At 74.4% G+C, this 22,447-nt stretch carries 23 protein-coding genes and 1 pseudogene; 11 read left to right on the plus strand and 13 right to left on the minus strand.

Going from position 1 to position 22,447, the window contains the following annotated elements; translation table 11 throughout:
- Window positions 1–139: 139 nt before the first annotated feature.
- The gene (gene pucL, locus OG490_RS19400) at window positions 140–1,057 is read left to right on the plus strand and encodes a factor-independent urate hydroxylase (protein WP_330297560.1); all 918 of its coding nucleotides are present in this window, start codon (window positions 140–142) and stop codon (window positions 1,055–1,057) included.
- Between the two features lie 87 nt (window positions 1,058–1,144).
- Here pucL and OG490_RS19405 read toward each other — a convergent pair whose 3' ends face one another.
- Window positions 1,145–1,555 carry a histidine phosphatase family protein gene (locus OG490_RS19405; protein WP_330297561.1) on the minus strand — a complete coding sequence of 137 codons (411 nt, stop codon included), beginning with the start codon at window positions 1,553–1,555 and terminating at the stop codon, window positions 1,145–1,147.
- Between the two features lie 223 nt (window positions 1,556–1,778).
- Between OG490_RS19405 and OG490_RS19410 the strand changes: the two genes are divergently transcribed.
- The 4 genes from OG490_RS19410 (at window position 1,779) to OG490_RS19425 (ending at window position 4,725) form a co-directional block, all read left to right on the plus strand.
- The gene (locus OG490_RS19410) at window positions 1,779–1,997 is read left to right on the plus strand and encodes a CbtB domain-containing protein (RefSeq protein WP_330297562.1); all 219 of its coding nucleotides are present in this window, start codon (window positions 1,779–1,781) and stop codon (window positions 1,995–1,997) included.
- 22 nt (window positions 1,998–2,019) lie between these two features.
- Entirely contained in the window at window positions 2,020–2,769 is a 750-nt protein-coding gene (locus OG490_RS19415) for a CbtA family protein (RefSeq protein ID WP_330297563.1), read from the plus strand.
- A 39-nt stretch (window positions 2,770–2,808) separates the two neighbouring features.
- Window positions 2,809–3,099 (plus strand): hypothetical protein, encoded by a 291-nt coding sequence (locus OG490_RS19420; RefSeq protein WP_330297564.1) that lies wholly within the window; start codon window positions 2,809–2,811, stop codon window positions 3,097–3,099.
- Between the two features lie 105 nt (window positions 3,100–3,204).
- Entirely contained in the window at window positions 3,205–4,725 is a 1,521-nt protein-coding gene (locus OG490_RS19425) for an alpha/beta hydrolase (protein ID WP_330297565.1), read from the plus strand.
- 70 nt (window positions 4,726–4,795) lie between these two features.
- On the opposite strand, the gene OG490_RS19430 is transcribed toward OG490_RS19425, so the two are convergent.
- Complete coding sequence (locus OG490_RS19430) at window positions 4,796–5,440, minus strand: TetR/AcrR family transcriptional regulator (RefSeq protein WP_330297566.1); 645 nt, start codon at window positions 5,438–5,440, stop codon at window positions 4,796–4,798.
- A 133-nt stretch (window positions 5,441–5,573) separates the two neighbouring features.
- On the opposite strand from OG490_RS19430, the gene OG490_RS19435 reads away from it, so the two are divergent.
- Window positions 5,574–6,527, plus strand: a complete 954-nt coding sequence (locus OG490_RS19435) for an alpha/beta fold hydrolase (protein WP_330297567.1) — start codon at window positions 5,574–5,576, stop codon at window positions 6,525–6,527.
- Between the two features lie 17 nt (window positions 6,528–6,544).
- On the opposite strand, the gene OG490_RS19440 is transcribed toward OG490_RS19435, so the two are convergent.
- The 3 genes from OG490_RS19440 to sigJ form a co-directional block, all read right to left on the minus strand.
- On the minus strand, window positions 6,545–7,153 hold the full coding sequence (locus OG490_RS19440; protein WP_443065962.1) for a response regulator: 609 nt from the start codon (window positions 7,151–7,153) through the stop codon (window positions 6,545–6,547).
- 67 nt (window positions 7,154–7,220) lie between these two features.
- Window positions 7,221–8,309, minus strand: a complete 1,089-nt coding sequence (locus OG490_RS19445) for a sensor histidine kinase (protein ID WP_330297569.1) — start codon at window positions 8,307–8,309, stop codon at window positions 7,221–7,223.
- A complete protein-coding gene (sigJ, locus tag OG490_RS19450; RefSeq protein ID WP_330300982.1) occupies window positions 8,306–9,226 on the minus strand; it encodes an RNA polymerase sigma factor SigJ in 921 nt (306 codons plus the stop codon). Before sigJ ends, OG490_RS19445 begins: the two co-directional genes overlap by 4 nt.
- Before the next feature lie 205 nt (window positions 9,227–9,431).
- On the opposite strand from sigJ, the gene OG490_RS19455 reads away from it, so the two are divergent.
- Window positions 9,432–9,905: a carboxymuconolactone decarboxylase family protein gene (locus tag OG490_RS19455; protein ID WP_330297570.1), complete on the plus strand. Its 474-nt coding sequence runs from the start codon at window positions 9,432–9,434 to the stop codon at window positions 9,903–9,905.
- Here OG490_RS19455 and OG490_RS19460 read toward each other — a convergent pair.
- Both OG490_RS19460 and OG490_RS39215 read right to left on the minus strand, forming a co-directional pair.
- Complete coding sequence (locus OG490_RS19460; RefSeq protein WP_330297571.1) at window positions 9,881–10,138, minus strand: hypothetical protein; 258 nt, start codon at window positions 10,136–10,138, stop codon at window positions 9,881–9,883. The genes OG490_RS19455 and OG490_RS19460 overlap by 25 nt on opposite strands.
- Before the next feature lie 79 nt (window positions 10,139–10,217).
- Window positions 10,218–10,487 (minus strand): annotated as a pseudogene (locus tag OG490_RS39215) (pyridoxamine 5'-phosphate oxidase family protein); the annotation flags it as partial.
- 116 nt (window positions 10,488–10,603) lie between these two features.
- On the opposite strand from OG490_RS39215, the gene OG490_RS19465 reads away from it, so the two are divergent.
- From OG490_RS19465 to OG490_RS19475, 3 genes are all read left to right on the plus strand, one after another.
- A complete protein-coding gene (locus OG490_RS19465) occupies window positions 10,604–11,974 on the plus strand; it encodes an FAD-binding oxidoreductase (protein WP_330297572.1) in 1,371 nt (456 codons plus the stop codon).
- Between the two features lie 70 nt (window positions 11,975–12,044).
- Window positions 12,045–12,395 (plus strand): ArsR/SmtB family transcription factor, encoded by a 351-nt coding sequence (locus OG490_RS19470; RefSeq protein WP_330297573.1) that lies wholly within the window; start codon window positions 12,045–12,047, stop codon window positions 12,393–12,395.
- A gap of 105 nt (window positions 12,396–12,500) precedes the next feature.
- On the plus strand, window positions 12,501–13,871 hold the full coding sequence (locus OG490_RS19475) for an MFS transporter (RefSeq protein ID WP_330297574.1): 1,371 nt from the start codon (window positions 12,501–12,503) through the stop codon (window positions 13,869–13,871).
- Here the strand turns inward: OG490_RS19475 and OG490_RS19480 are convergent.
- On the minus strand, window positions 13,861–14,319 hold the full coding sequence (locus OG490_RS19480; RefSeq protein ID WP_330297575.1) for an Lrp/AsnC family transcriptional regulator: 459 nt from the start codon (window positions 14,317–14,319) through the stop codon (window positions 13,861–13,863). The genes OG490_RS19475 and OG490_RS19480 overlap by 11 nt on opposite strands.
- A 78-nt stretch (window positions 14,320–14,397) precedes the next feature.
- Between OG490_RS19480 and OG490_RS19485 the strand changes: the two genes are divergently transcribed.
- Window positions 14,398–15,516 carry a Glu/Leu/Phe/Val dehydrogenase family protein gene (locus OG490_RS19485; RefSeq protein ID WP_330297576.1) on the plus strand — a complete coding sequence of 373 codons (1,119 nt, stop codon included), beginning with the start codon at window positions 14,398–14,400 and terminating at the stop codon, window positions 15,514–15,516.
- A 122-nt stretch (window positions 15,517–15,638) separates the two neighbouring features.
- On the opposite strand, the gene OG490_RS19490 is transcribed toward OG490_RS19485, so the two are convergent.
- From OG490_RS19490 to OG490_RS19510, 5 genes are all read right to left on the minus strand, one after another.
- A complete protein-coding gene (locus tag OG490_RS19490; protein ID WP_330297577.1) occupies window positions 15,639–16,862 on the minus strand; it encodes a hypothetical protein in 1,224 nt (407 codons plus the stop codon).
- A gap of 263 nt (window positions 16,863–17,125) precedes the next feature.
- Window positions 17,126–17,968, minus strand: a complete 843-nt coding sequence (locus tag OG490_RS19495; protein ID WP_330297578.1) for a hypothetical protein — start codon at window positions 17,966–17,968, stop codon at window positions 17,126–17,128.
- On the minus strand, window positions 17,961–20,195 hold the full coding sequence (locus tag OG490_RS19500) for a hypothetical protein (protein WP_330297579.1): 2,235 nt from the start codon (window positions 20,193–20,195) through the stop codon (window positions 17,961–17,963). The genes OG490_RS19495 and OG490_RS19500 overlap by 8 nt, the downstream gene beginning before the upstream one ends.
- Entirely contained in the window at window positions 20,176–20,625 is a 450-nt protein-coding gene (locus OG490_RS19505; protein WP_330297580.1) for a hypothetical protein, read from the minus strand. Before OG490_RS19505 ends, OG490_RS19500 begins: the two co-directional genes overlap by 20 nt.
- The gene (locus OG490_RS19510) at window positions 20,622–22,421 is read right to left on the minus strand and encodes a thiopeptide-type bacteriocin biosynthesis protein (protein ID WP_330297581.1); all 1,800 of its coding nucleotides are present in this window, start codon (window positions 22,419–22,421) and stop codon (window positions 20,622–20,624) included. The genes OG490_RS19505 and OG490_RS19510 overlap by 4 nt, the downstream gene beginning before the upstream one ends.
- Window positions 22,422–22,447 lie beyond the last annotated feature (26 nt).

The following is a 22,447-nucleotide window of genomic DNA, read 5'->3' on the forward strand; positions in this document are numbered from 1 at the left end:
GGGCGGTCCACGTCCTCCTGAGTCTTCTCCGAGTACGTGATCGAACGGCGGGGGGCGGGCTGCGCGTCCGCCGGACGCCGGGCGTACGGGATCCAGATGACCGGACTCCGTGTTCCCGAGTACCGAAGGAAGACAGCGCATGAGCAAGCACGTCCTCGCCCAGAACCAGTACGGCAAGGCCGAGAACCGCATCGTCAAGGTCACCCGCAAGGGCAACGACGGTTCCTGGCACGAGATCCGCGACCTGAACGTCTCGGTCGCCCTCCGCGGTGAGTTCCGCGATGTCCACCTGACCGGCGACAACGCCAACTGCCTGCCGACCGACACCACCAAGAACACGGTGTACGCCTTCGGCAAGGAGCACGGCGTCGACTCCCCGGAGGCCTTCGGCATCCTGCTCGCCAAGCACTTCGTCTCCTCCCAGGAGCCGATCCGCGAGGCGCAGATCCGGATCGAGGAGTTCGCCTGGGAGCGGATCCCGGTCCCGTCGCGCAAGGAGCAGCACTCGTTCTCGCTCAAGGGCAGCGAGGTGCGCACCACGCAGGTCACGTACAGCGAGACGACCGGTCTCCAGGTCATCTCGGGTCTGAAGGACCTGACCGTGATGAACTCGACCAACTCCGAATTCCACGGCTACATCAAGGACAAGTACACGACTCTGAAGGAAGCGTACGACCGCATCCTGGCGACCAAGGTCACCGCGCGCTGGGCGCACTCGGCGCTGGCCGCCGACGACCCGGAGTTCGACTGGGACCAGTCGTACAAGAAGGTCCGCAAGAACATGCTCGAGGCGTTCGCGGAGACCTACTCGTACTCGCTCCAGCAGACCCTGAACCAGATGGCCGAGCGCGTGCTCGACAACTGCCCCAAGGTCAACGAGGTCCGCCTCAACCTCCCCAACAAGCACCACTTCCTCGTCGACCTGGAGCCCTTCGGCCTCAAGAACGACAACGAGGTCTACTTCGCGGCGGACCGCCCGTACGGTCTGATCGAGGGCACCATCCACCGCGACGGCGTCCAGCCGGTCATCGCGACCAGCGACTGGATCGTGGCGTAACGCCCCACTTGTTCCCACCTGTTCCGACCGGTTCGGCCCGGCCCCGCCAAGGGGGCCGGGCCGAACCGGCGTTCGGGGGTTCGCTCGCTACTCCTGCGGCTGCCCCACGAGCAGGTTCCAGCGCCCGGAACGGCCCGTCAGGGTGGTCACGGAGTCCGGCCTGACGTCGAGGCGCCAGAAGGCCGCCGCGGGCAGCCCCAGCGCCCGTACGACGGCCGCCCGTACGACGCCCTGCCCGACCACCGGCCGGTGCGTCCCCGGCGCCAGCCCGGCCAGCGCCGCGCCGACCCGCGCGACCAGCGCGTCCACCGACTCCCCGCCGCCCGGGGGCGCGTAGGCGGTGTCGGTCATCCAGAGCCGCAGCGCGTCCGGCTCCCCGGCGGCCACCTCGTCCATGGTCCGCCCGGCCCAGACGCCGTGATCCTGCCCACGCAGCCCCTCGTACCCGGGGCACGGATCCCCGTACGGGAACCGGTGCAGCCGCTCGGCTTCGCTCATCGGAGGTCTCACGAGCTGGACTCGAACCAATGCGCTCTTCATAAGGCGAGCGTAAGCGCGGTACGGTCACTGACGACAAGACGACGGTATGACGGAAGCACCGGTGAGAATCCGGCACGGTCGCGCCACTGTGAATCCTCCCGGAGGGGGAGGGAAGTCAGACCCGCCACCGTCGTCGCGAGCACCAATGACCGGGACGCGTGTTCCCTTGGAGGTTCCTGCCATGGCCCACTCTGCCGTGCCCACGACTGCCGCACCTGTCGGTATCGCCCCCATCTCCGTCTCCGCCCTGGCCCCTTGGGCCCTGTTCGTCGGCGTCCTCATGCTGGTCCTGCTCTACCTCGTCGGCGCCGAACAGGGCGCCACCGCGGTGTTCCAGGGCGACACCATCCACGAGTGGATGCACGACGGCCGCCACCTGCTCGGCTTCCCCTGCCACTGACCAGCGAGGGGCAAGCACGCTCATGAACAGCATCTCTCCCCGCGTGCTCCTGATCAGGGGCATGCTGGCCGGCCTGCTGGCCGGAGTCGCGGCGTTCCTCGTCGCGTACCTCCTCGGTGAATCCAAGGTGGACGCGGCGATCGCCATCGAGGAAGCCGGCGCCCACGACCACGGCGACGAGTCCGCCCCGGTCAGCCGTGCCCTCCAGGCCACGGCCGGCCTGGGCACCGGAACCCTGCTCTACGGGGTCGCGCTCGGCGGCATCGCCGCGCTCGTCTTCTGCTACGCGCTGGGCCGCATCGGCCGCTTCGGACCCCGGTCCACGGCGGCGCTGGTCGCGGGCGGCCTGTTCGTCACCGTCAACCTGGTGCCGTTCCTCAAGTACCCCGCCAACCCGCCGGCCGTCGGGGACCCCGACACCGTGGTCCGGCGGACCACCCTGTTCGTCCTGATGATCGCGCTCAGCGTGCTGCTGGCCTCGGTCGCGCTGATCCTGGGCCGGCGCCTGGCGCCGCGCATGGGCAACTGGAACGCCTCGATCGTCGCGGGGCTCGGCTTCGCGGTGGCCATCGGCGTCGCGTACGCGACGCTGCCCGGCGTCAACGAGGTCCCGGCGGACTTCCCGGCTGCGCTCATCTGGCAGTTCCGGCTTTCCGCGCTGGGCATCCAGATCGCGATGTGGACCACTTTCGGCCTGGCTTTCGGATTTCTTGCCGAACGGGCCCTTGTCCCGGCCGTCGCACCCAAGGAGGCTGTACAGCCTGCGAGTTGACGTCTCGCGAGGTTGATCGAAGGGGCTGGTGGCGGCACGATGACGACGGTGATCCGGGAGTTCCGGGCATTGCGGGACCTGCACGGACTCAGGGAACTCCGGGAGTGGCGCGGCTGGACGGGGGCAGCCCCGTTCTGGCTGAATTCGCTGCTGCTGCCCCTGGCCCCCTTCACCTCCGTCACGCTGTTCGCCCAGGTCGGCATCATCGTCGCCCTGGCCGCCGTCGGCGGTCTGGCCCGCCATCTCTGGTCGGGTGACTACGGCCACCCGGCCATCCACACCGCCGCTGCGCTCATGGGTGCGGCGGCGGTGGCGTTCGTGGTGTCGTGAGCGGGGGCGGGGCCGGGGCCGGGGCCGGGGCCGGGGGTTAGCCCCCCGGGCGGCCTTCCCGGCTGCCGGATGGGAGGGGCGCGAGCGCTCAACCATGCTCGTTCCATGACCAGTTACCGCCGCAAGGCCGCGCTCATCGCCCTCTGCGCCACCACTGTCGCCGCGACCCTGGCGGGTGCCACGACCGCCACCGCCACGGCAGCGACCTCGTCCGCGGGTCCGACCGCCGCCCCCCTCGCCTGGGCGGAGTGCACCCACGAGGGCCACCTGCCCGGCCAGCAGTGCGCGAAGCTGTCCGTCCCCCTCGACTACGCCGACCCGCGGGGCCCCCACGTGGACCTCGCCGTGTCCCGGCTGCCCAGCGACCGGCCGGCCGCCCGCCGCGGCACGCTCATGGTGATCCCCGGCGGGCCGGGCGGCTCCGGCGTCCAGCGGCTGTCGCAGAAGGGGGCCTCGCTGGCCCGGGAGACGGCCGGGGCCTACGACCTCGTCGCGCTCGATCCCCGCGGGGTCGGCGGCAGCGTCAGGGCCCGGTGCGGACTGGACGAGGCGGACCGGCGCCTGGTGACCCTGCGCTCCTGGGCCGGCCCGGACGGCGGGATCGGCGAGAACGTCGAGCGCTCCCGCCGGGTGGCCGACGCCTGCGCCGCGAACGGCGGCGCGGAACTGCGCAGTTTCACCACCGCCAACCAGGTGCGCGACATCGACCGGCTCCGCGAGGCCCTCGGCGAGCGGAAGCTGTCGGCGTGGGGTGTCTCCTACGGGAGCTACGTGGGCGCCGCCTACGCGCAGAAGTTCCCGCAGCGCACCGACCGCCTGGTGCTCGACAGCACCGCGGACCCGGATCCGACGCGGGTCGCACGCGGCTGGCTCGCCAACATGGCCCGGGGAGCCGACGACCGGTTCCCCGACTTCGCGGCCTGGGCGGCGGACCCGGCGCGCCGGGCCGAGGGGCTGCGGCTCGCCGAACGCCCGGAAGACGTACGCCCGTTGTTCCTCTCCCTCGCGGAGCGGCTGGACCGCGAGCCCAAGCCCTCGAACGTGCCCGGCGTACCCCTGACGGGCAACATGCTGCGCCAGGCCCTGCAGAACTCCCTCTACGGTGACGCGCTCTTCCCCGGGGTCGCCCGGCTGATCGGCGAGGCCCGCGATCCGGCGGCCGTGCCGGTCCTGCCCAGGGAGCTCGCGCAGGCGCTGCCCGACGAGGACGCGGCGCTGATGGTCGGGGTCATCTGCAATGACGTGGCCTGGCCGAAGGACGTCTCCGGCTACGAGCGTGCGGTGGCCGCGGACCGGGCGGCGCACCCCCTGACGGGCGGGATGCCCGCGAACATCACCCCCTGCGCCTTCTGGAAGGACGCCCCGGCCGAACGCCCCGCCCGCATCACCGACGAGGGCCCGTCGAACATCCTGATGGTCCAGAACCTCCGCGACCCGGCCACCCCGTACTCGGGGGCCCTGGAGATGCGCACCGCCCTCGGCTCCCGCGCCCGCCTGCTCACGGTCGACCACGGCGGCCACGGCGTCTACCTCGGCAACGGCAACGCCTGCTCCGACCGCACGGTGACCACCTACCTGACGACGGGCCGGCGTCCGAGCCGCGACACCACCTGCACGGACGGCTGAGGATCAGCCGAACCGCCGGGACGGGGCGTCCGCCGACGCGGACCTGACCGCAAGATCCGAAAGAGACGACCTAGGCCTGTGACCCGGGGGACTCTTCCGCTCGGGGTTCCGCGGGGAGTCGGAAGATCCGGTCCAGGTGGTGGCGGAGGACGGCGACGGCCGACTCCGGTCCGCGCTGGCCCACCAGGATGCTGGTGCCCATGGCCCCGGCCATGGCGAGCAGGCTGATCGCCTCCGTGCGCGCGTCGGCGCCGGGATCGGCCAGGCCCGCGGACTGGGCGCCTTCGATCAGGCCGGTCAGGGCGTTCTCCGCGGCGTCGGGGTTGTCGATGAAGGGCTGGGCGGCGAGCGCCTCGTCGGTCACGGACAGGATCGCGTACGAGCTGTAGAGCAGGTGGAAGGTGCGGCTCTCCTCATCGGTCGGCAGGGAGGCCAGCAGCAGCGCCTCGATCGTCGCGCGCGGGCCGGGGGCCGGGCCGGCGGCGGCGAGCCGGGCGCCCACCCGGGCGGTGAAGCGGTCGGTCAGGTGCTGGAGCCCGTAGAAGAGCAGCTTCTCCTTGGTCTGGAAGTAGTACTGGACGAGGCGCAGGGAGACTCCCGCCTCGGCCGCCACGTCGCGCATGCCGACCGCGTGCAGGCCGCGCCGTCCGGCGACCCTGATGAGCGCCTCGGCGATCTGTGTGCGCCGTTCTTCGTGGTCCACGCGCTTGGGCATCCGTGGGGTCTCCGGCCGTGGGTGGGGGCGTATGTCTTCGTGTTCTCTTCGTGGGGCGTCTTCATGGTACCGCCGTATCAACATCATGGTACGGTCGTATCACGAAGAACGGATCCCCCCGGAGGTGCCTGCCGTGCCCGAGAACACGACCCGTGTCCGCCGTGACGTCGGCCGCTACGTGAACGACGCCCTGCGCGACCGCTACTTCGCCGCCGCCGACGTGCTCTACGCGATGGGGGCGCCCATCCGCTCCGAGAGGGACGTCGAGACGAGCTTCGGTACTACGCACGTCTACCGCTACGGGCCCACGGACCCCGCCGCCGACTCCCGTACGCCGATCGTCCTGATCCACGGCGCGGCCTACTCCTCCGCCATGTGGTTCCCCAACACCTCCGCACTCAGCCTCGACCGCCCGGTCTACGCCCTCGACACCCCCGGCGACGCGGGCCGCAGCATCCACCGTGAGCCCATGTGGCAGCCCGAGCGCGCCGCGCAGTGGATGGACGAGGCCCTCGACGCGCTCGGCCTGGACCGGGTCCACCTCGTCGGCTCCTCCTACGGCGGCTGGCTCGTGCTCAACCAGGCCCACCGGCGCCCGGAGCGGCTCGCCTCGGTCACCGCCCTCGATCCCGGCGGCCTGGAGAAGGTGGGACTGCGCTTCTTCGTCTGGATCTTCATCAGCCTGTTCGCCACCTTCGCCCCCAAGGCCTTGCGCCCGCGCCTCGCCGCCTGGCTGGACCAACCGGTCCTCGCCATCCCCGAGATGCGTGAGTGGATCCAGCTCGGCGCCCGCGCGTACCGGATCCGCCGCCCCGCACCGCTGCCGCTGGCCGAGGATGCGCTGCGATCCATCCGGACCCCGCTCTACGTCATCATGGGCAAGCACAGCCTGCTCCTGCACCCCAAGCGGCAGCTGGAACGCGTTCCGCGCCTTGTTCCCGGAGCCCGCGCCGAGATCGTCGCGGCGACCGGGCACGGACCGCAGATCGACCACCCCGACGTGGTCAACGCCCGGATGCTGTCCTTCATGGAGGACGTCGACTCCCTCGACCCTGCCGCGGGGCGCCGGGGCGCCGTGGACGCGTAACTCCCCGTTGCGAGGCCCTACTCCGGGCCCACCACGCCGTGTTCCCAGGCCCAGGACGCGATGCCCACCCGGTTGCGGGCCCCGAGTTTGGCCTGCACGTTCGCGATGTGGGTCTTCGCGGTCCCCGCGCTGATGAACAGCTCCGCGCCGATCTCCGCGTTCGTGTGCCCCCGCGCCACCAGCCGCACGATCTCGACCTCCCGCCCCGTCAGGACCCGCGCGGCGGTCGTGGGGGCCTTGCCGGGCGTCTTCGCGGGAGCCTTCGCCCCGGGGCCCGAGAGGCGGCTCAGCAGCCGCACCGTGATCTGGGGGCTGATCAGGGTGTCCCCGGCCATCGCCGCCCGGACCCCTTCGATCAGCAGCGCGGGTCCGGAGCGCTTGAGCAGGAAACCGCAGGCACCGGCGCGCAGCGCCGTGTGCACGTACTCGTCCAGGTCGAAGGTGGTCACCACCACGACCCGGGTCTGCGGGGACAGCAGCCGGGTCACCTCCAGCCCGTCCAGGCGGGGCATGCGGATGTCGGTGAGCACGAGGTCCGGGCGCAGCTCGCGGGCCAGCGACACCGCGCTCTCGCCGTCGGCGGCTTCGCCCACCACCGTCATGTCCGGTTGCGAGTCGAGGATCATCCGGAACCCGCTGCGGACGTCCTCCTGATCGTCGGCTATCAGGATCCTCGTGGTCACCGGACCATGATCACCCCTGGGTGGTCCCGTCCGCAGGGAAGTCCGAAGGGAAGTCCGCAGGGAAGACCGCCGAAACCCGCCAGCCGGCAGCCTCGGCCGGGCCCGCCGCCAGCGTGCCTCCGGCGGCCTCCACCCGCTCGCGCAGCCCCGCCAGTCCCGTGCCGCCGCCCGTGCGACGCCGCCGGGCCGAATGGGTCCACGGGCCGCGCGGGGGCGCCGAGTTGGCCACGGCGAGCTCGATTCCGGTGGGGATCCGGCGCAGGGTCACCCGTACGGTGTGCGCACCGGGCGCGTGGCGCCGTACGTTCGTCAGTGCCTCCACCGCCACCCGGTACGCGGCGGTGTCCGCCTCCCGGGACAGGCCGGCCGACGCCGCCTCGTCCTCGACCTCCAGCACTCCGCCCTCGAACCGGCCTACGAGGTCTGCCAGTTCGGTGAGTCCGGGGGTGGAGGCCGGGGCTGCGAGCGAGCCGCCGGCTTCCCGGAGGGCGTGCACCGTGCGGTCCATCGAGGCCAGGGCGCTCAGCCCCGCCGCCTCGATGCGTTCCAGGGCGCGCACGGCCTGACCCGGATCGGTGCCGGCGACGAACCGGGCCGCCTGCGCCTGCACCACGATGGCGCTGACGTCGTGCGCGACGAAGTCGTGGAGGTCCCGGGCCAGTTCCAGCTGCTGGTCGCGCCGCGCGTCCCGTACGGCCCGCCGGGTCCGGGACGCCTGGCGGCGCAAGTGGGCCCCGACGGCGACCGCCCCCAGGGCGGGCAGGGTCCAGAAGGCGACCACCCCGCAGGCCTCCAGCCACGAACCCCCCTCGTCCCACACCAGCGGGGCCGGCCACAGCGCCACCGCCGCGACTCCCAGGGAACCCGCGAGGTACCCGGACCGGGCCCGCGACCACCGCGTCACCAGCCCCAGCAGCGGCAGCAGCAGCGCCAGGCCCGCCATGGACCACACGGCGGGCACCCGGGCGAACGAGCCGACGAGGGACAGTGCGGCGGCGCCCGCCAGCACCGGGGCGCAGAAGGGGCGGCTCCACGGCCGGGCCGGCCCCGGCCCCGGCCCCGGCCCCGGCCCCGGCCCCGGATCCTGAGGGACCGTCATCGCTGCTTCAGCAGCGCCCAGTCGGACACCGGGCCGAGGTGGCCGAGCTTGTCGGGGTTGGACACGGCGTGGACGGCCCGGATCACGCCGTCGGCGATGTCGAGTTCGAGGACGTTGATCACGCGGCCCTCGGCGTCGTACCACACGGCGCCCGGACGGCCGTTGATCCAGGCCGGCCGGAAGTCGGCGCCGAACGTGCGGATCCGGCGGATCCCGCCGATGAGCAGCTGTCCCACGGCCTGCGCTTCGACCACCGGCTTCCTGGCCGCCCGCGCCTTGCCGCCGCCGTCGCCCTGGAACACCACGTCGGGCGCCAGCATGCCGAGCAGCGCGTCCAGGTCGCCGCCCCCGGCGGCCTCGAAGAACTTCCGGGCGAGCTCCTTGCCCTCCGCCCGCTGGGCCGGGGCCGGTGCGGGGGCCTTGTCGGCGTCCGGGCCCGCCGCGGCGATGTGCTTCCTGGCGCGGGCGAAGATCTGGCGGCAGTTCGCCTCGGACTTGCCTGTGGTCCGCGCCACGTCCGCGTAGTCGTACCCGAACACCTCGCGCAGCATGAACACCGCACGCTCCATCGGGGAGAGGGCCTCCAGCAGGACGAGGAACGCCATGGACAGCGAGTCGGCCAGCTCGGCGTGCTCGACGGGACCGGGCTGTTCGTCGCTGACGACGACGGGCTCGGGCAGCCAGTTCCCCACGTAGGTCTCGCGCCGCACCCGCGCCGAGGTCAGGTGGTTGATGCCCAGCCGCGTCACCGCGGTGGTCAGGTACGCCTTGGGCGTGGCGATCTCGGTGCCGGCCTGGTGCGCCCGGGTCAGGCCGAGGAAGGCGTCCTGGACGATGTCCTCGGCGTCGCCCACCGATCCGGTCATCCCGTAGGCGATGGAGAACATCAGCGGCCGGTACGCGGCCTCTTCCACCATGCTCGCCGATCCCGACACGGACCCTCCCCCAACTCGCCGACGGCGGAGCCCGGTCGGGCCAGTTCCCCCCGGCCCGATTCGGGATCCACAGAACGCCCAGCAGGCTATCCGAGCGGGGAGACGCAGGTCACAGCCGCCCCTGTCACAGACCGCCGGGGTGCCTTGTCTTAGAGGGCAACAGCGAAAGACAACCGAGGAGTACACGATGAACGCTCGTCTGAACTTCATGGCCAGCCCGGTCGCGCTGAAGGCCATGAAGCACATCGTCGCGGCGACCCAGGCGCTCGCCGGCTCGAGCGTGCCGGCCTCGACCCGGGAACTGGTGATGCTCCGCGCAAGCCAGATCAACGGCTGCTCGGGCTGTATCGACATGCACACCAAGGAGGCCGCGGCCGCCGGGGAGAGCGACGTACGCCTCCACCTGGTCGTGGCCTGGCGGGACGCCACGGTGTTCACCGACGCCGAGCGCGCCGCCCTGGAGCTGGCCGAAGAGGGCACCCGCATCGCCGACGCGGCCGGCGGCGTCCCGGACGCGGTCTGGGCGAACGCAGCCAAGTACTACGACGACGACCAGCTCGCCGAGCTGGTGACCCAGATCGCCATCATCAACGCCTTCAACCGCGCGAACGTCATGACCCAGCAGCCGGCCGGCGACTACAAGCCCGGCCAGCACGGCTGACCGTCCTTCACCGGCCGGCCGGCGGGCTCCGTACTCATCCGTGCGGTCGGGTGCGGTCCAGGGGGCCGGGAACCGGGTGCCGGGAACCGGGTGCCGGTGACGGCGTCCGGTACGGGGGTGCCGGTGGTGGTGGCGTAAGGGATGAAGCCGGCCCAGGCTTCGACCGCGTCGTCCTTGGGCTCGGCCCGGGCGAAGCCGCCGCGCGTCTTGATCGAGAATCCCTCGATGGGCATCGTCAGGACCGCGGTGTAGCGGGCCTCTTCGACGCTGGGGTGGCGGGCGGCGGGCGGCGGGCGGTCCGGAGAAACGGCTCGGGACGACGGCTTCCACGATGCGGCCGAGGGCGTCGGCGCGCTCCTCGGCGTCCTCGATCGCGGTGGCCCGCCCGAAGACCATGACGGAGCGGTAGGCGGCCGAGTGGTGGGAGGCCGCCCGGCCGAGGAGGAGGCCGTCGATCAGGGTGGCTGTGACGCAGACCGGGGCGCCGACCGCGGCGGTGGTCATGAAGCGGCCGTGGGCCGACCCGTGCAGGAGGAGCCGGTCGCCCTCGCGCATGTGCAGGGTGGGCAGGACCATCGGGCCGTCGTCGGTGGTCCTCGGTCCTCGGGTTGAGGACCCGCGCCATCGGCGTAGCGTGAAGAGGGACCGGGCTCAGTAGCAGGGCGCGTGGCGCGGTAGTGGCGCGAGGAGCGATCGCTATGGGCAAGCTCTCGATCGAGCAGTTGCGTGAACGTGTCCGCGGGGTGGTCGTCACCCCTGACGACGACGCCTACGACGAGGCGCGCAAGGTCTACAACGCCATGATCGACAGGCGCCCGGCGGCCGTCGTCCGCTGCGCCAACGCGGGCGACGTCATGGCCGCGGTCGACTTCGCGCGCGAGAACGGGCTCGACCTGGCGGTACGCGGCGGCGGCCACAGCGTGCCCGGCTTCGGCACCTGCGACGGCGGGGTCGTGGCCGATCTGTCCGCGATGCGCGGCGTGCGCGTCGATCCCGGGCGGCGGACTGCGCGTGCCGACGGCGGTGCGACCTGGGGCGACTTCAACGCGGCCACGTACGCCTTCGGCCTGGCGACGACCGGGGGGATCATCTCGACCACCGGCGTCGGCGGGCTCACCCTGGGCGGTGGCATCGGCTATCTCTCCCGCGGACTGGGGCTGAGCTGCGACAACCTCATCTCGGCCGACGTGGTGACCGCCGACGGCCGTCTCCTCGTCGCGAGCGAGGAGGAGAACGACGATCTCTTCTGGGCCCTTCGCGGCGGCGGCGGGAACTTCGGCGCGGTGACCTCCTTCGAGTTCCGGCTCAGCCCCGTCAAGGACATCTACGGCGGGCCGATGCTCTTCGAGCTGGCGGACGCCGCCACCGTGCTGCGCTCCTACGCCGAGTACATCGCCGACGCACCGGAGGAACTCGGCGCCTTCCCGGCCTTCCAGCTGGCCCCGCCGCTCCCGTTCATCCCGGAGGACCGGCACGGCGACCCCTTCGCCCTGATCGTGTCGTGCTGGGCGGGTCCGCTGGACGAGGGGGAGCGCGCCCTGCGCGCCTTCCACGAGTTCGCGCCGGTGGTCGCCGAGCACGTCGGGCCCATGCCGTATCCCGCGCTCAACAGCGCCTTCGACGCCCTCGTACCGCCCGGCCTCCAGCACTACTGGAAGGCCAACTTCGTCACCGAGCTCAGCGACGCCGCGATCGCGGCGCACGTGGAGCACGGGCCACGGCTGCCGGCCGTGAACTCGACGTGCCACATCTACCCCATCAACGGGGCCTGCCACCGCGTCGCGCCGGAGGCGACGGCCTTCGCCTACCGGGACGCCTCGTTCGCCACCGTCATCGCCGGCATGTGGCCGGACCCCGCCGACAACGAGGCCGGCACGGCGTGGGTGCGCGACTACTACGAGGCCACCGCCCCGCACTCGGAGGAGGGCGGGTACGTTAACTTCATGGCCGACGACGACCAGGACCGGATCAGGGCCAACTACAAGGGAAACTACGACCGGTTGGTGGAGGTCAAGCGGAAGTACGACCCGGGGAACCTCTTCCACCTCAACCAGAACATCAAGCCTTAGGTCGTCTCTGCGGCTTCCGCCTCCGCGGGCGGCTGCTGAGGGTCCGTGCCCGCCGCCCTACGATGTGCGGATGAGCGCGAGCGCGGAACCGGCAGGTGCGCACCCTTCGCAGGAGCAGGGTGAGCGGCTGGCGGCTGCCGTATCGGTCCTGGCGCTCCTCGCCGATGCCACCCGGCTGGCGCTGCTGGACGAGCTCGGCCGGGGCGAGGCGGACGTCACCACGCTCACGCGGGCGTGCGGGGCCGCCCGCCCGTCGGTCAGCCAGCACCTGGCCAAGCTGCGCCTGGCCGGCCTGGTCACCACCCGCAAGGACGGCCGCCGCGTGGTCTACGCCCTGCGGCACGGGCACCTGCGCCGGCTGGTGGACGAGGCCCTGAACGTCGCGGACCACCAGATCGGCTCCCTTCCGCCCCACGACTGACCCCACCTCGCCCCACTCCCGTCCGGTCGGACGTCTCGTCCCCGTCATGTGCACGCGTACGCACATATTGGCTACGATGGAGACCTCCGACCGGGACGGGGTCCGATGCTGTCCGTACTGAGCAACCGCACCTACCGCCGTCTGTTCACGGCCCAGGTCATCGCCCTGGTCGGCACCGGGCTGGCGACGGTCGCGCTGAGCCTGCTCGCGTACGACCTCGCGGGGGCGAACGCCTCGGCGGTGCTGGGCACGGCGCTCGCCATCAAGATGACCGCCTACGTCGCCATCGCCCCGCTGGCCGGTGCGGTCGCGGACCGGATACCGCGCCGCACGCTGATGGTGGCCATGGACCTCACCCGCGCCGCCGTCGCGCTCGCCCTGCCCTTCGTCACCCAGATCTGGCAGATCTACGTACTGATCTTCCTGCTCCAGGCCGCGTCGGCGGCCTTCACGCCCACCTTCCAGGCGACCATCCCCGCCGTGCTGCCCGCCGAACGCGACTACACGCAGGCCCTGTCGATGTCGAGGCTGGCCTACGACCTGGAGAGCCTGTTCAGCCCGGCACTGGCCGCCGCCCTGCTGGCCCTGGTCTCCTACGGCCGGCTGTTCATCGGCACGACCGTGGGGTTCGCCGCCTCCGCGGTCCTCGTCGCCGCCACCGCCCTGCCCAAGCCCGCGCCGGTCGAGCGCGGCGGCGGCGCGTACGCCAAGGCCGCGTTCGGGACGCGCCTGTTCCGGGCCACGCCCCGGCTGCGGGCCCTGCTCGCGCTCGACCTCGCGGTCGCCGCCGCGGGGGCCGTCGTCTTCGTCAACACCGTCGTCCTGGTCCGGGAGCACTTCGGCCGCCCCGCCGCCGCCGTCTCGTTCGCCCTCGGCGCGTACGGGGCCGGGTCCATGCTGACCGCGCTGCTGCTGCCGCGCCTGCTGGGCCGGTTCACCGACCGCGCCGTCATGCTCCCCGCCGCTTTCTGCCTCCCGGTGGTCCTCGCGGGCGTGGCCGCACTCACCGCGACGGGCCCCGGCGCCGGAACCTGGTGCGCCGCCCTGGCCGCGTGGGCCGCCATCGGCGCCGCCTGCTCCGCCGTCATGACCCCCGGCGGCCGGGTGATCCGCCGCTCCACCGCCGACGCGGACCTGCCCGCCGCCTTCGCCGCCCAGTTCTCCCTCTCCCACGGCTGCTGGCTGCTCACCTACCCGCTCGCGGGCTGGCTCGCCGCAGCCGCAGGACTTCCCGCCGCGGCCGCCGTCCTGGGCGTCATCGCGCTGGCGGCCGCCGTTGCCGCGAAGGCGCTCTGGCCCGCCCGCGACCCGTCGCAGATCGAGCACGTCCACCCCGAACTGCCCCCGGGCCACCCCCATCTCGCCGGGGCCCGCCCCGTCCGGGACGGCTGGGTCCACGACCACCACTACGTCATCGACCGGTACCACCACCACTGGCCCCGCTCCCGGCCCCGCCCCGGGCGCGTCAGGGCGTGAGGGGCGCGAGCACCTGGTTGTGGGTGTGCTGGTAGATCACGGACGTGCGGAACCCGACGACCTCGCGGCGTTCGGTGAACTTGTCCATGAGGAAGCCGTGGAGGTAGTCCACGCTGGGCACGGAGACGTGCACGATCATGTCGTCGCCTCCGGTGACCACGTAGACCGTGCTGACCTCGGGCAGCCCGGCCGCGTACGTCTTGAACGCCTCGATGACCGCCCGGCTGAGGGGCCGGATCTGGAAGTGGATCAGCGCCTGGACGTGACGGTTCAGGGCGGCCGGGTCGACCGCCGCGTGGAAGCCGGTGACGACCCCGCGGGCGCGCAGGGCCCGGACCCGTTCCAGGCAGGTCGACGGGGCGATGCCGAGGGCGCGGGCGAGATCGCGGTTGGTCTGCCGCGCATCGCGCTGCAGATGCCGGACGATCGCCGAATCAAGTTCGTCCATGCGGAGATTATGGCTGCCCGCCCCGAATTCCGTTCGGCCACCGGCCACTTGGGCTGTCAGGGCGGCTAGCTTCGCGCCATGGCAGCCGCACTTGAGCACCCTCTGACCCTTCAATTGCCGTATCCCACCCATGAGTTGGTGCAGGTCGTACGGGGCCGCCGCAGCGGCCTCGGGATCACCGTCGCCATCCACTCGACCGCCCTCGGCCCGGCAGCGGGCGGATGCCGGATCGCCCATTACGCCGACCCGGCCGCCCCGGTCGCGGACGCCCTGCGGCTCGCGGAGGCGATGACCGGGAAGAACGCGCTGGCCGGTCTGGAACACGGCGGCGCCAAGGCGGTCGTAGCCCTCCCGACCGCGGACCGCCCGGCCGGAGCCGAGCGCACGGCCCTGCTCCACGACATCGGCGACGCGATCGAATCGCTCGGCGGCCGCTACATCGCCGGCCCGGACGTGGGCAGCGGCCCGGCCGACATGTCCGTGATCGGCGAACGCACCGCGCACGTGTGCTGCCGCCCCGTCGAGGACGGCGGCAGCGGCGACTCCTCCCTCCACACCGCACGCGGCACCCTCGCGGCCCTGGGCGCGGTGGCCGAAGAGGCCTTCGGCTCACCGGAACTCGCAGGCCGGACCTTCGGAGTGATCGGCCTCGGCGCGGTCGGCGCCCACGTCGCACGGCTCCTGGAGCGCGCCGGGGCCCGGCTCGTGGTGAGCGACATCGACCCGGCCGCACGCCGCCTCGCCGAGGAGCTCGGTGCGACCTGGGCGGACCCGGACGGCGCCCTGGCCGCCGAGGTCGACGTCCTCGTACCGGCCGCCCTCGGCGGTCTGCTCACCGCCCGCACGGCGGGGCTGCTGCGCTGCGCCGCCGTCGCCGGCCCCGCCAACAACCAGCTCGACGAACCGGCCACCGCCGACCTGCTCGCGGCCCGGGGCGTCCTCTGGGCGCCGGACACGGTCGTCAGCTCCGGAGGAGTCATCCACGCCACCGGCGTAGAACTGCGCCGGGAGTCCGAGGAGCGGCTGACCGAGCGCATCGAGGGGATCGCCGACACGCTGCGCCAGGTCTTCCACACGGCCCGGACCCACGGCACCACACCCGCGACCGCCGCCGGAACCCTCGCCGGACAACGGATCCGCGAGGGGCGCTCGCGGTCCGGGGCGCCGGCGTCCCCGGGGGCGGAGACAGAGCGCTGACGGCGCTGCGGGAGCGCTGCGAGCACTGCGGGAGGGCTGTGGGAGCGCTGCGGGAGGGCTGTGGGGCCACCGCGGCTCCCGTCAGGACCTCCAGCACGGCGGCGCTGTAGGGCCCGCCTCCCTCAGCCGGTCGGGAGGGAGAGTTCGGTGTACCTGCCGCGCCCTCCGAGGAGGGTCAGCAGGATGGTCTCTTCGGGCTCCAGCCGCGCGGCGGCCGCGAGTTCGGGCGCGCGGACGCTGCGGACGGGCCGGAGGAACCAGCCGTGGGCGCCGGCCGCCAGAGCGAGCCGCTGGTAACAGGCGCCGGCCGCCAGCAGGCAGCCGCGTACGGCCTCGGGCCCGGCGGCGGGGTCCTGGCGGGCGACCAGCAGGAATCCGGTGTCGCAGGCGGCCGCGTCCACCCGGTGCGCGGGATAGGTGAAGGCCGAGGCGACCGCGTCCGGGGAGACCGGCACCAGCCGCAGCGGCGCACCCTTCGACTCCGGAAGCCCGATGTCCGCCGCGGCCGCCCGCAGCAGGGCGGGGAGCGCCTCCGTTCCCCGGGGGTCGGGTCGGCGGCTGGGGACCAGACCCAGCGGACCCCGGCCGGCGCTGCGGCGGCGGAGCACGTCCAGCACCCCGAGACCGGCGAGCAGGTCGCCGAAGGGGCGGGCGAAGGAGTCGGGGTCGAGCGGCCAGGCCGGTGCGGGGCCTGCGGGCGCTGCGGGCGGGTCCGGCCGGGTGGTGCGCGGAGCGCCGGGGGCGTGCCAGGCGGATACCGGGGAGCGGCCGGGCGCGGGCTCGGCTTCGGTGCGGGGCCACTCGGGAAGCAGCAGACCGGTGAGCCAGGCCGCGGTGGCGTGGTGCATCCCGGCTTCCAGGAGCCCGACGACCTCGCGCACGGGAGCGTAGCCCTCCGGGACGCGGTCGAGGTCCGCTTCGAGGCGCAGCCCCGTGGGCACGAAGGGCGCCTGCGCGGGCACCAGGGCATGGCGCACGGGGTCGTACTCGGCTTCGTGTCCGTCGGAGGCGAGGGTGAGCCGGGCGACGCGGACGCCCCGGATGGAGGCGGTGGCGGCGTGCGGTCCGACCAGGTCCCGGGGTTCGACCCGGCGCAGCCCGATGGTGCCGTCGGCGACCGCGGTGAGGGCCGCGAGTGGGGCCAATCGGGGTGCTTCCGAGGCTACTTGGGCCTCGGTGCCGACCAGCGGGTCCGTCCCGGGGTACGGCAGTCCGAGCGCGGGACCGGGCTCCGGGGCGGGCCGGTGGTAGACGGGGCGGCCCTGCGGGCGGCCGGTCGCGACGAGGTCCCACAGCTGCCGTCCGGCGGCGGCCGGGCTGTGGTCGTGCTCGGTGGTGAGGGTCAACGGGGCTCCCTAGTGCTGTGGCCGGAAAGGTTTGCCGGGGCGGGGCGTTCGGTGCGGTGCATCGCAAGGCGGAGGACCGCGGCTCGTACTGGACGTACCGCCGCGGTCCGACAACGCGGCGAGGTGCCGTGCCGGGCGCCGCGACCCGGTGAACCTTTCCGGTCACAGCACCAGGTCGTCTCTTTCGGATCTTGTCGGTCAGGTCCGCGTCGTCCGGTGCCGTGCCGGGCGGCGCGGGCCCGGCAAGATCCGGAAGAGACGGCCTAGCGGCTGGACGAGCCATCGGCGTCGGTGAGGGTGAGGGTCAGCGGATCGATGGACAGCGGCAGTTCGGGCCAGTGCCAGCCGTCGGGACCGGAGGCGTCGGCGAGCGCGGCGTGGAGTACTGCCGCGGCGGCCACCGCGCGGACCGGCGGGGCGAAGGCGGGCGTCAGCCGGTCGGCCGCCGCATCCGCTGCCGCATCCGCCGCAGGGTCCGCCGCAGTGTCCGTAGCGAGCCGCTCGGCCACGAGGTCGCCGCCCCCCGCGGCCAGTCGGAATCCGGTGGAGGCTCCGGCCCTGCGCGCGTACAGCCTCAGTCCGGTGCCCGGACGGGTGGGGAGGAGCTGCCTGTCGAGGCCCCAGTCGTGGGCGGCGGCCCGCAGTGCGCCGGTCTCCACCCCGTCGCCGACCGGCTCCCAGACCGTCGCCGCGATGCGGTCGATCGCGGCCGTCGGGTCGGCGGCCCAGGAGAGGGCGTACCGGTGCCAGGGCAGTTCCGAGGAGGCGACGGCGGCGGGCACCAGGACGGCCGCCCCGGTGGAGAGCAGGGCGTCGAGGAGCGAACGGGGCAGCCGCTCGGGGCCGATGCCGGTTTCGAGGTGGCCCGCCAGCTGCGGCCAGGTGCGGCCGAGGGCGGGTGCGCGGAGGGTGTGCTCCCCCCGGAGGGTGCGGACGAACAGCCCGTCGGGGGTCGCCACCGCCACCGTGGCGGGCCGCAGCACCAGCAGCCGCTCCCCCCGGGCGGAAGGCACGGGGCCGGGGCGCGTGTCCGTCGGTGTCGTCGGTGTCGCCGGTGTCGTCAGGGGCCCGTGGTCGGGCCCGTGGTCGGGGTCGCGGTCAGGCATGTCCTTCTCCGGTCTCATGCCCCACCAGGAGGCCGATCAGTGCCGCACGGTCGATCAGGCCCCCGCCGAGCCGGGCCGCGGCGGCGACCGGGACGATGCCGTGGACCAGGCAGGAGTGCAGGCCGGCCGCGCCGCCCGCGAGGGCGACGAGGGCCAGCAGCGCGGCCGCGTCCCGCAGGGCGCCGGGGTCGCCGCGCAGCGTGAGGTCCGTGTGGGCCAGGAGCAGCGCGGCCCGTCCGGGCAGGCCGGGCTGCATGAGGACGTCGCCCGCGGTTCCGGGCGCGAGCAGCGTCAGGCGGATGCCGGAGGTGTCGATTCCGGCGGCGCGGGCGCGGCCGCGGGCCCGACGCAGGGCGAGCGTGAGGGAACCCCGGCCGGCGGGCTGCCAGCCCAGGTCGCGCCGGCTGCGGCGGGCCCGGAGCCCGGCCTCGGCCAGGAGGCTCCGCCGATGCCCCGGCGTGACTTCGATGGAGCCGAACGGCACGAACCCCGGGGGCAGTTCCGGCAGCCGCCCGTCGGGCAGCCGCCCGTCGGGCAGCCGCCCGTCGGGCAGCCGGGCATCGGACAGCCCGGCGTCGGACAGTCGGGCCCGCAGACCGGCCGCCGCAGCCGCCGTGACGGTCTGCGCGAGCAGCGCACCCGCTTCGGCGGCGGCGATCCGCCGCCCGGAGTCCCCGTACTTGCCCACCAGTCGGGCCACGTCCACCGCCAGGCCGAAGCCCCCGGCGGGCGGCCCGCCGGTGAGGTGCACCGCCTGGAGGGCGGCCGGATCGTCCGAGGCGTGCCGGGGCTGGAGGAGCAGGGCCCCGTCGCGGCCGGGGGCGATCAGCGTGCCCGCGCCGAGGTTGCCCGCCGAGGGGGCCCAGCGGTCGACCGCGGAGTCGGCGGACCGGCGGCCCGCGACCCTGACGAGGAACTCCGTCCAACGGGGCTCCGCAGGGAAGCCCGCCAGGTCCGCGGTGAGCGGCTCGCCCGGAAGCACCGCGTGCTGGAGGCCGATGGCGGCCTGCGTGAAGTGGACCTCCTCCGCGGCCGGTGCGCGCCAGCGGCGGGGCGGCGCGGCCGCGAGCAGCACGGCCGGGAGGGACTCGGCGGCGGTACGGGCCCGGTCCGGCCGGGCGGGCCGGCCCGCGCAACGGGTGCAGTCGGGGGCGGGCCCGAGGCCGTGGGCCCGGGTGGTGCCGGAGGCGGGGGAGTGCTCGACCACCAGGCCGGGCCGGGCGCCGCGGCCGATCCCGGCGACGGTGTGGACGGCCTCGGCGACCGCGAGGGCGGCCAGCAGGCCGAGGTCTCCCGTCACCGGCCCCGTGGCGGGCGGACGTTGGGCGACGCAGGCCGGGCAGGGTGTTTCGCCGGGCTCGGTCCAGGGCCCGACCGTGACGGTCCCGCCCCGGGCGCACACCGGGAGCTGCGGCCTGGTCTCGGCCGGATCCGGAGCGCGGTCGACGACCAGCAGCAGCTCGCGGGCCCCCGCCGTGGCGGGCCAGCTCCACGCCAGTTCCCGGGCCAACTCCCGGGCCAGCGCGGAGTCCCCGACCACGACCGGCCGAACCCGCCGCCACGCCGCGACCACGGCGGCCCCGCCGGAGTGCCGACGGGTGGTCGCGGCCCAGCGGCCGCAGAACCGCAGGGCGGAGCCGAGCGTTGCCGCGCCCTGCGCTGTCGCGTCCTGCGCCGCTGCGTCGCGCGCCGTCGCGCCGAGCGTTGCCGCGTCCTGTGCTGCTGAGTCGAGGGTTGCCGCGTCCTGCGCCGCTGAGTCGAGCGCTGCCGCGCCTTGCGTTGCCGCGTTGAGCGCCGTCGCGTCCTGTGCTGCTGAGCCGAGCGCCGTCGCGTCCTGTGCTGCTGAGCCGAGCGCCATCGCGTCCTGCGCTGCCGCGCCGTGCGCCGCTGCGGTGAGCGGCCTCGCGTCTTGCGCCGCCGCGTCGGAGGACCCGTACGCGGCCCCGGCCGGCAGGGCGTCGTCCTGCTCCCAGAGGCCGAGGGCGTGCAGCAGCTCGGCCTCGCGGGCTTCGGCCGGCCGGCCCGCCAGGACCTCGCCGAGCCGGGTGCCCGCTGCGCCGCCGAGCCGCCAGGTCCGGGGGCCGCCGGTCACCAGGAGCCCGGTGGGGCCGAGTTCGGCCCCGAGGCCGGTGGGCGGGCGGCCGGGCACGGGGCGCGGTGGCAGCCGGCCGCTGCGTACCGCCTCCATCAGCGCGGGGATGCGCTGGTCAGCCGAGATCCGGGGCACCGTTGCCTCCCCGCATCCGCTGTCCGTCGAGGTCGAGCGCGTACCAGTCCCCGGGGCGGGCTCCGGCGAGTTGCCGCAGCAGCCCGGCCGCGACGGCCGCGTGGTGCGGGAGGGCGCCGGTCGGTACGGGCTGGTGGGCGTCGGCGAGCGCGGCGTCGCCGACGACCAGCCAGCCCGACCGCTCCACCACGGCCAGTCGGGCCCGCGCACGGTGCTCGGCGCCGACGAACCGGTGCTCCCGCCCGCGCGCCGCGAGCAGGCGGCGGAGGTCGGGATTGGGCACGGCGACGACGGCCCGGCCCCCGGCCGCGGCCTGGTCCCCGGCCCCGGCTCCGGCCTGGTCCCCGGCCCCGGCTCCGGCCCGGTCCCCGGCTCCGGCCTGGTCCCCGGCCCCGGCCCGGTCCAAGCCGCGGGCCCCCGCCCGGGTCACGGCTTCGCCCCCACCGGGACCAGGTAGAGCGGCTGGGTGAAGAGGCCGTCCCAGCCGGCGGCGGTGGCGAGTTCGTCGTCGTAGAAGCCGCCGATCGGGAGGGTCTTGAGGTCGAGGGCGGTGGCGGTGAGCAGCAGGTTCTGGGCGAGGTGGCCCGCTTCGAGCAGGGCGAAGCGGATCCCGCGCTGCCCGTACCGGGGGGTGATGGCGGCGGGGGCGATGCCGAGGAGCAGGAGGACGGGGGCTTCGTCGGCGGCCACCGGGCGCGGTCCGCCCTCGCGCGGCTCGGTGTACGGGGAGGCGGCGAGCAGGGCGGTGGTGTCCACGGCGGTACGGGGGGCGAGGGAGTGCGAGCCGGGCAGGTAGCGGTAGGCGCCCGGGGCGATTCCGGTGACCCGCTGCACGATGACGTCGAGCAGGACCGGGCGGACGGCGCCCGCGGAGGGGTGGGCGTACAGGTCGAGCCGGACCGGCCGACCGGCTTCCTCCACGTCGACGGTGGCGGTGACCCCGGCGGCGAGGCCGAGCAGGGTGCCCAGGTCGGCGGCGTCCAGTTCGCCTGCGAAGCGGCCGTAGGCGCTGCGGCGCAGGCCGAGGGCGTCCGCGAGGTCGGGAGCGGTGAGCCGGGCCGGGTCGGCGGGCGGCAGCGGGACGGGGGCGCCGGGCAGCAGGTCGCGGGCCGCGGCCGGGTCGGGGCGGTCCGTCTCCTTGCGGGGGGCCTGGCGGCCCATCGCGCCGCGCCGGAACTTGGCCGCCTGGAGGAAGTCCGTGGCCGCCGTGCGGCCGGTCGCGTGCAGGGCGTCCGGGCCGTCCGCGCCGGCGAGCGCGAGGCTCGCCAGCCAGGCGAGGAAGGCCTCGTCGGCGACCGGTACGCCGAGCCGGTTGGCCAGCATGTGCCACTGGCTGGTCAGCGCGGGCCACGGACCGTGGCGCAGGTCGTCGCCGAGGTTCTGCAGGTCATTGGCGTACGTGGCCACGGCGGCGGCCCAGCGGCCGGGCAGCCCGGCTCCGGCCCCGGCTCCGGCCTCGTCGGTGAACCGTCCGCGCAGCCGCGACACCGCCGTGCGGAACTGCTCGGGCCGCCGGTCGTGTTCCGCTTCGGCGCGGGAGCGGGCGGCCGCGACGTCCACCCGGGGTGCGCCGGGCAGGGCGGCCCAGGACAGCGCGTACCGGCGCAGCACGGCGGCGACGGTGAGCTCGTCGAAGCCCGCGTCCAGCAGACCGGCGACGTGCCCGGCGAGCAGCCCGAGGGCGGCGCCGGTCCGGGAGGTGCCCGCCAGGACCGCGGGGAGGGCGGCGGCGGCCACCTCGCTGGAGCGCTGGAACAGTTCCTCGCCGAGCGGCATGGCGCGGGGGCCGCCGTAGCGCCCGGTCTCCGGCTGGTACGCGGGCCGCAGGACCGTGCCGGACGGCTGCCAGCCGAGGTTGCGGGCCCCGTCCGGGTCGGCGGTGTGGGCGTAGAAGGCGCCCGGGTCGAGCGGCGCGGCACCCGGAAGGGTGCCGGTGGTGGCCGCGAGACGGTCGGCGACGGCGTCGGCCGTGCCCGGCCGGGCGTCGCGCAGCCGGAGCCGGACGTGGGGTCCGCCCTCCCAGTACCGCAGGGCGAACCAGCCGGTGGCCAGGCCGCCTTCGACGGCGCGGCGGCCCTCGGCCGCGGCGGCGAGGTACAGGTGGTCGGCGGTGGCGCGGTCGCCGTGCGCGAAGACGTGCAGGGACTGCCACGCGGTCGTGGCCGTATTGGTGGCCGTATTGGTGGCCGTATTGGTGGCCGGGGTGGTGGCCGTGGTGGTGGGCATGGGATTCCTCTGGAGAAAGAGACCGG

It is taken from the genome of Streptomyces sp. NBC_00503, assembly GCF_036346895.1.
In the GTDB taxonomy this organism is placed as follows: domain Bacteria; phylum Actinomycetota; class Actinomycetes; order Streptomycetales; family Streptomycetaceae; genus Streptomyces.

Coding starts and splice junctions, on each gene's coding strand:
- pucL (WP_330297560.1), top strand. CDS start 140: ATGAGCAAGCACGTCCTCGCCCAGAACCAGTACGGCAAGGCCGAGAAC.
- OG490_RS19405 (WP_330297561.1), bottom strand. CDS start 1,555: ATGAGCGAAGCCGAGCGGCTGCACCGGTTCCCGTACGGGGATCCGTGC.
- OG490_RS19410 (WP_330297562.1), top strand. CDS start 1,779: ATGGCCCACTCTGCCGTGCCCACGACTGCCGCACCTGTCGGTATCGCC.
- OG490_RS19415 (WP_330297563.1), top strand. CDS start 2,020: ATGAACAGCATCTCTCCCCGCGTGCTCCTGATCAGGGGCATGCTGGCC.
- OG490_RS19420 (WP_330297564.1), top strand. CDS start 2,809: ATGACGACGGTGATCCGGGAGTTCCGGGCATTGCGGGACCTGCACGGA.
- OG490_RS19425 (WP_330297565.1), top strand. CDS start 3,205: ATGACCAGTTACCGCCGCAAGGCCGCGCTCATCGCCCTCTGCGCCACC.
- OG490_RS19430 (WP_330297566.1), bottom strand. CDS start 5,440: ATGCCCAAGCGCGTGGACCACGAAGAACGGCGCACACAGATCGCCGAG.
- OG490_RS19440 (WP_443065962.1), bottom strand. CDS start 7,153: ATGATCCTCGACTCGCAACCGGACATGACGGTGGTGGGCGAAGCCGCC.
- OG490_RS19445 (WP_330297569.1), bottom strand. CDS start 8,309: ATGACGGTCCCTCAGGATCCGGGGCCGGGGCCGGGGCCGGGGCCGGGG.
- sigJ (WP_330300982.1), bottom strand. CDS start 9,226: ATGGTGGAAGAGGCCGCGTACCGGCCGCTGATGTTCTCCATCGCCTAC.
- OG490_RS19455 (WP_330297570.1), top strand. CDS start 9,432: ATGAACGCTCGTCTGAACTTCATGGCCAGCCCGGTCGCGCTGAAGGCC.
- OG490_RS19460 (WP_330297571.1), bottom strand. CDS start 10,138: ATGCCCATCGAGGGATTCTCGATCAAGACGCGCGGCGGCTTCGCCCGG.
- OG490_RS19465 (WP_330297572.1), top strand. CDS start 10,604: ATGGGCAAGCTCTCGATCGAGCAGTTGCGTGAACGTGTCCGCGGGGTG.
- OG490_RS19470 (WP_330297573.1), top strand. CDS start 12,045: ATGAGCGCGAGCGCGGAACCGGCAGGTGCGCACCCTTCGCAGGAGCAG.
- OG490_RS19475 (WP_330297574.1), top strand. CDS start 12,501: ATGCTGTCCGTACTGAGCAACCGCACCTACCGCCGTCTGTTCACGGCC.
- OG490_RS19480 (WP_330297575.1), bottom strand. CDS start 14,319: ATGGACGAACTTGATTCGGCGATCGTCCGGCATCTGCAGCGCGATGCG.
- OG490_RS19485 (WP_330297576.1), top strand. CDS start 14,398: ATGGCAGCCGCACTTGAGCACCCTCTGACCCTTCAATTGCCGTATCCC.
- OG490_RS19495 (WP_330297578.1), bottom strand. CDS start 17,968: ATGCCTGACCGCGACCCCGACCACGGGCCCGACCACGGGCCCCTGACG.
- OG490_RS19510 (WP_330297581.1), bottom strand. CDS start 22,421: ATGCCCACCACCACGGCCACCACCCCGGCCACCAATACGGCCACCAAT.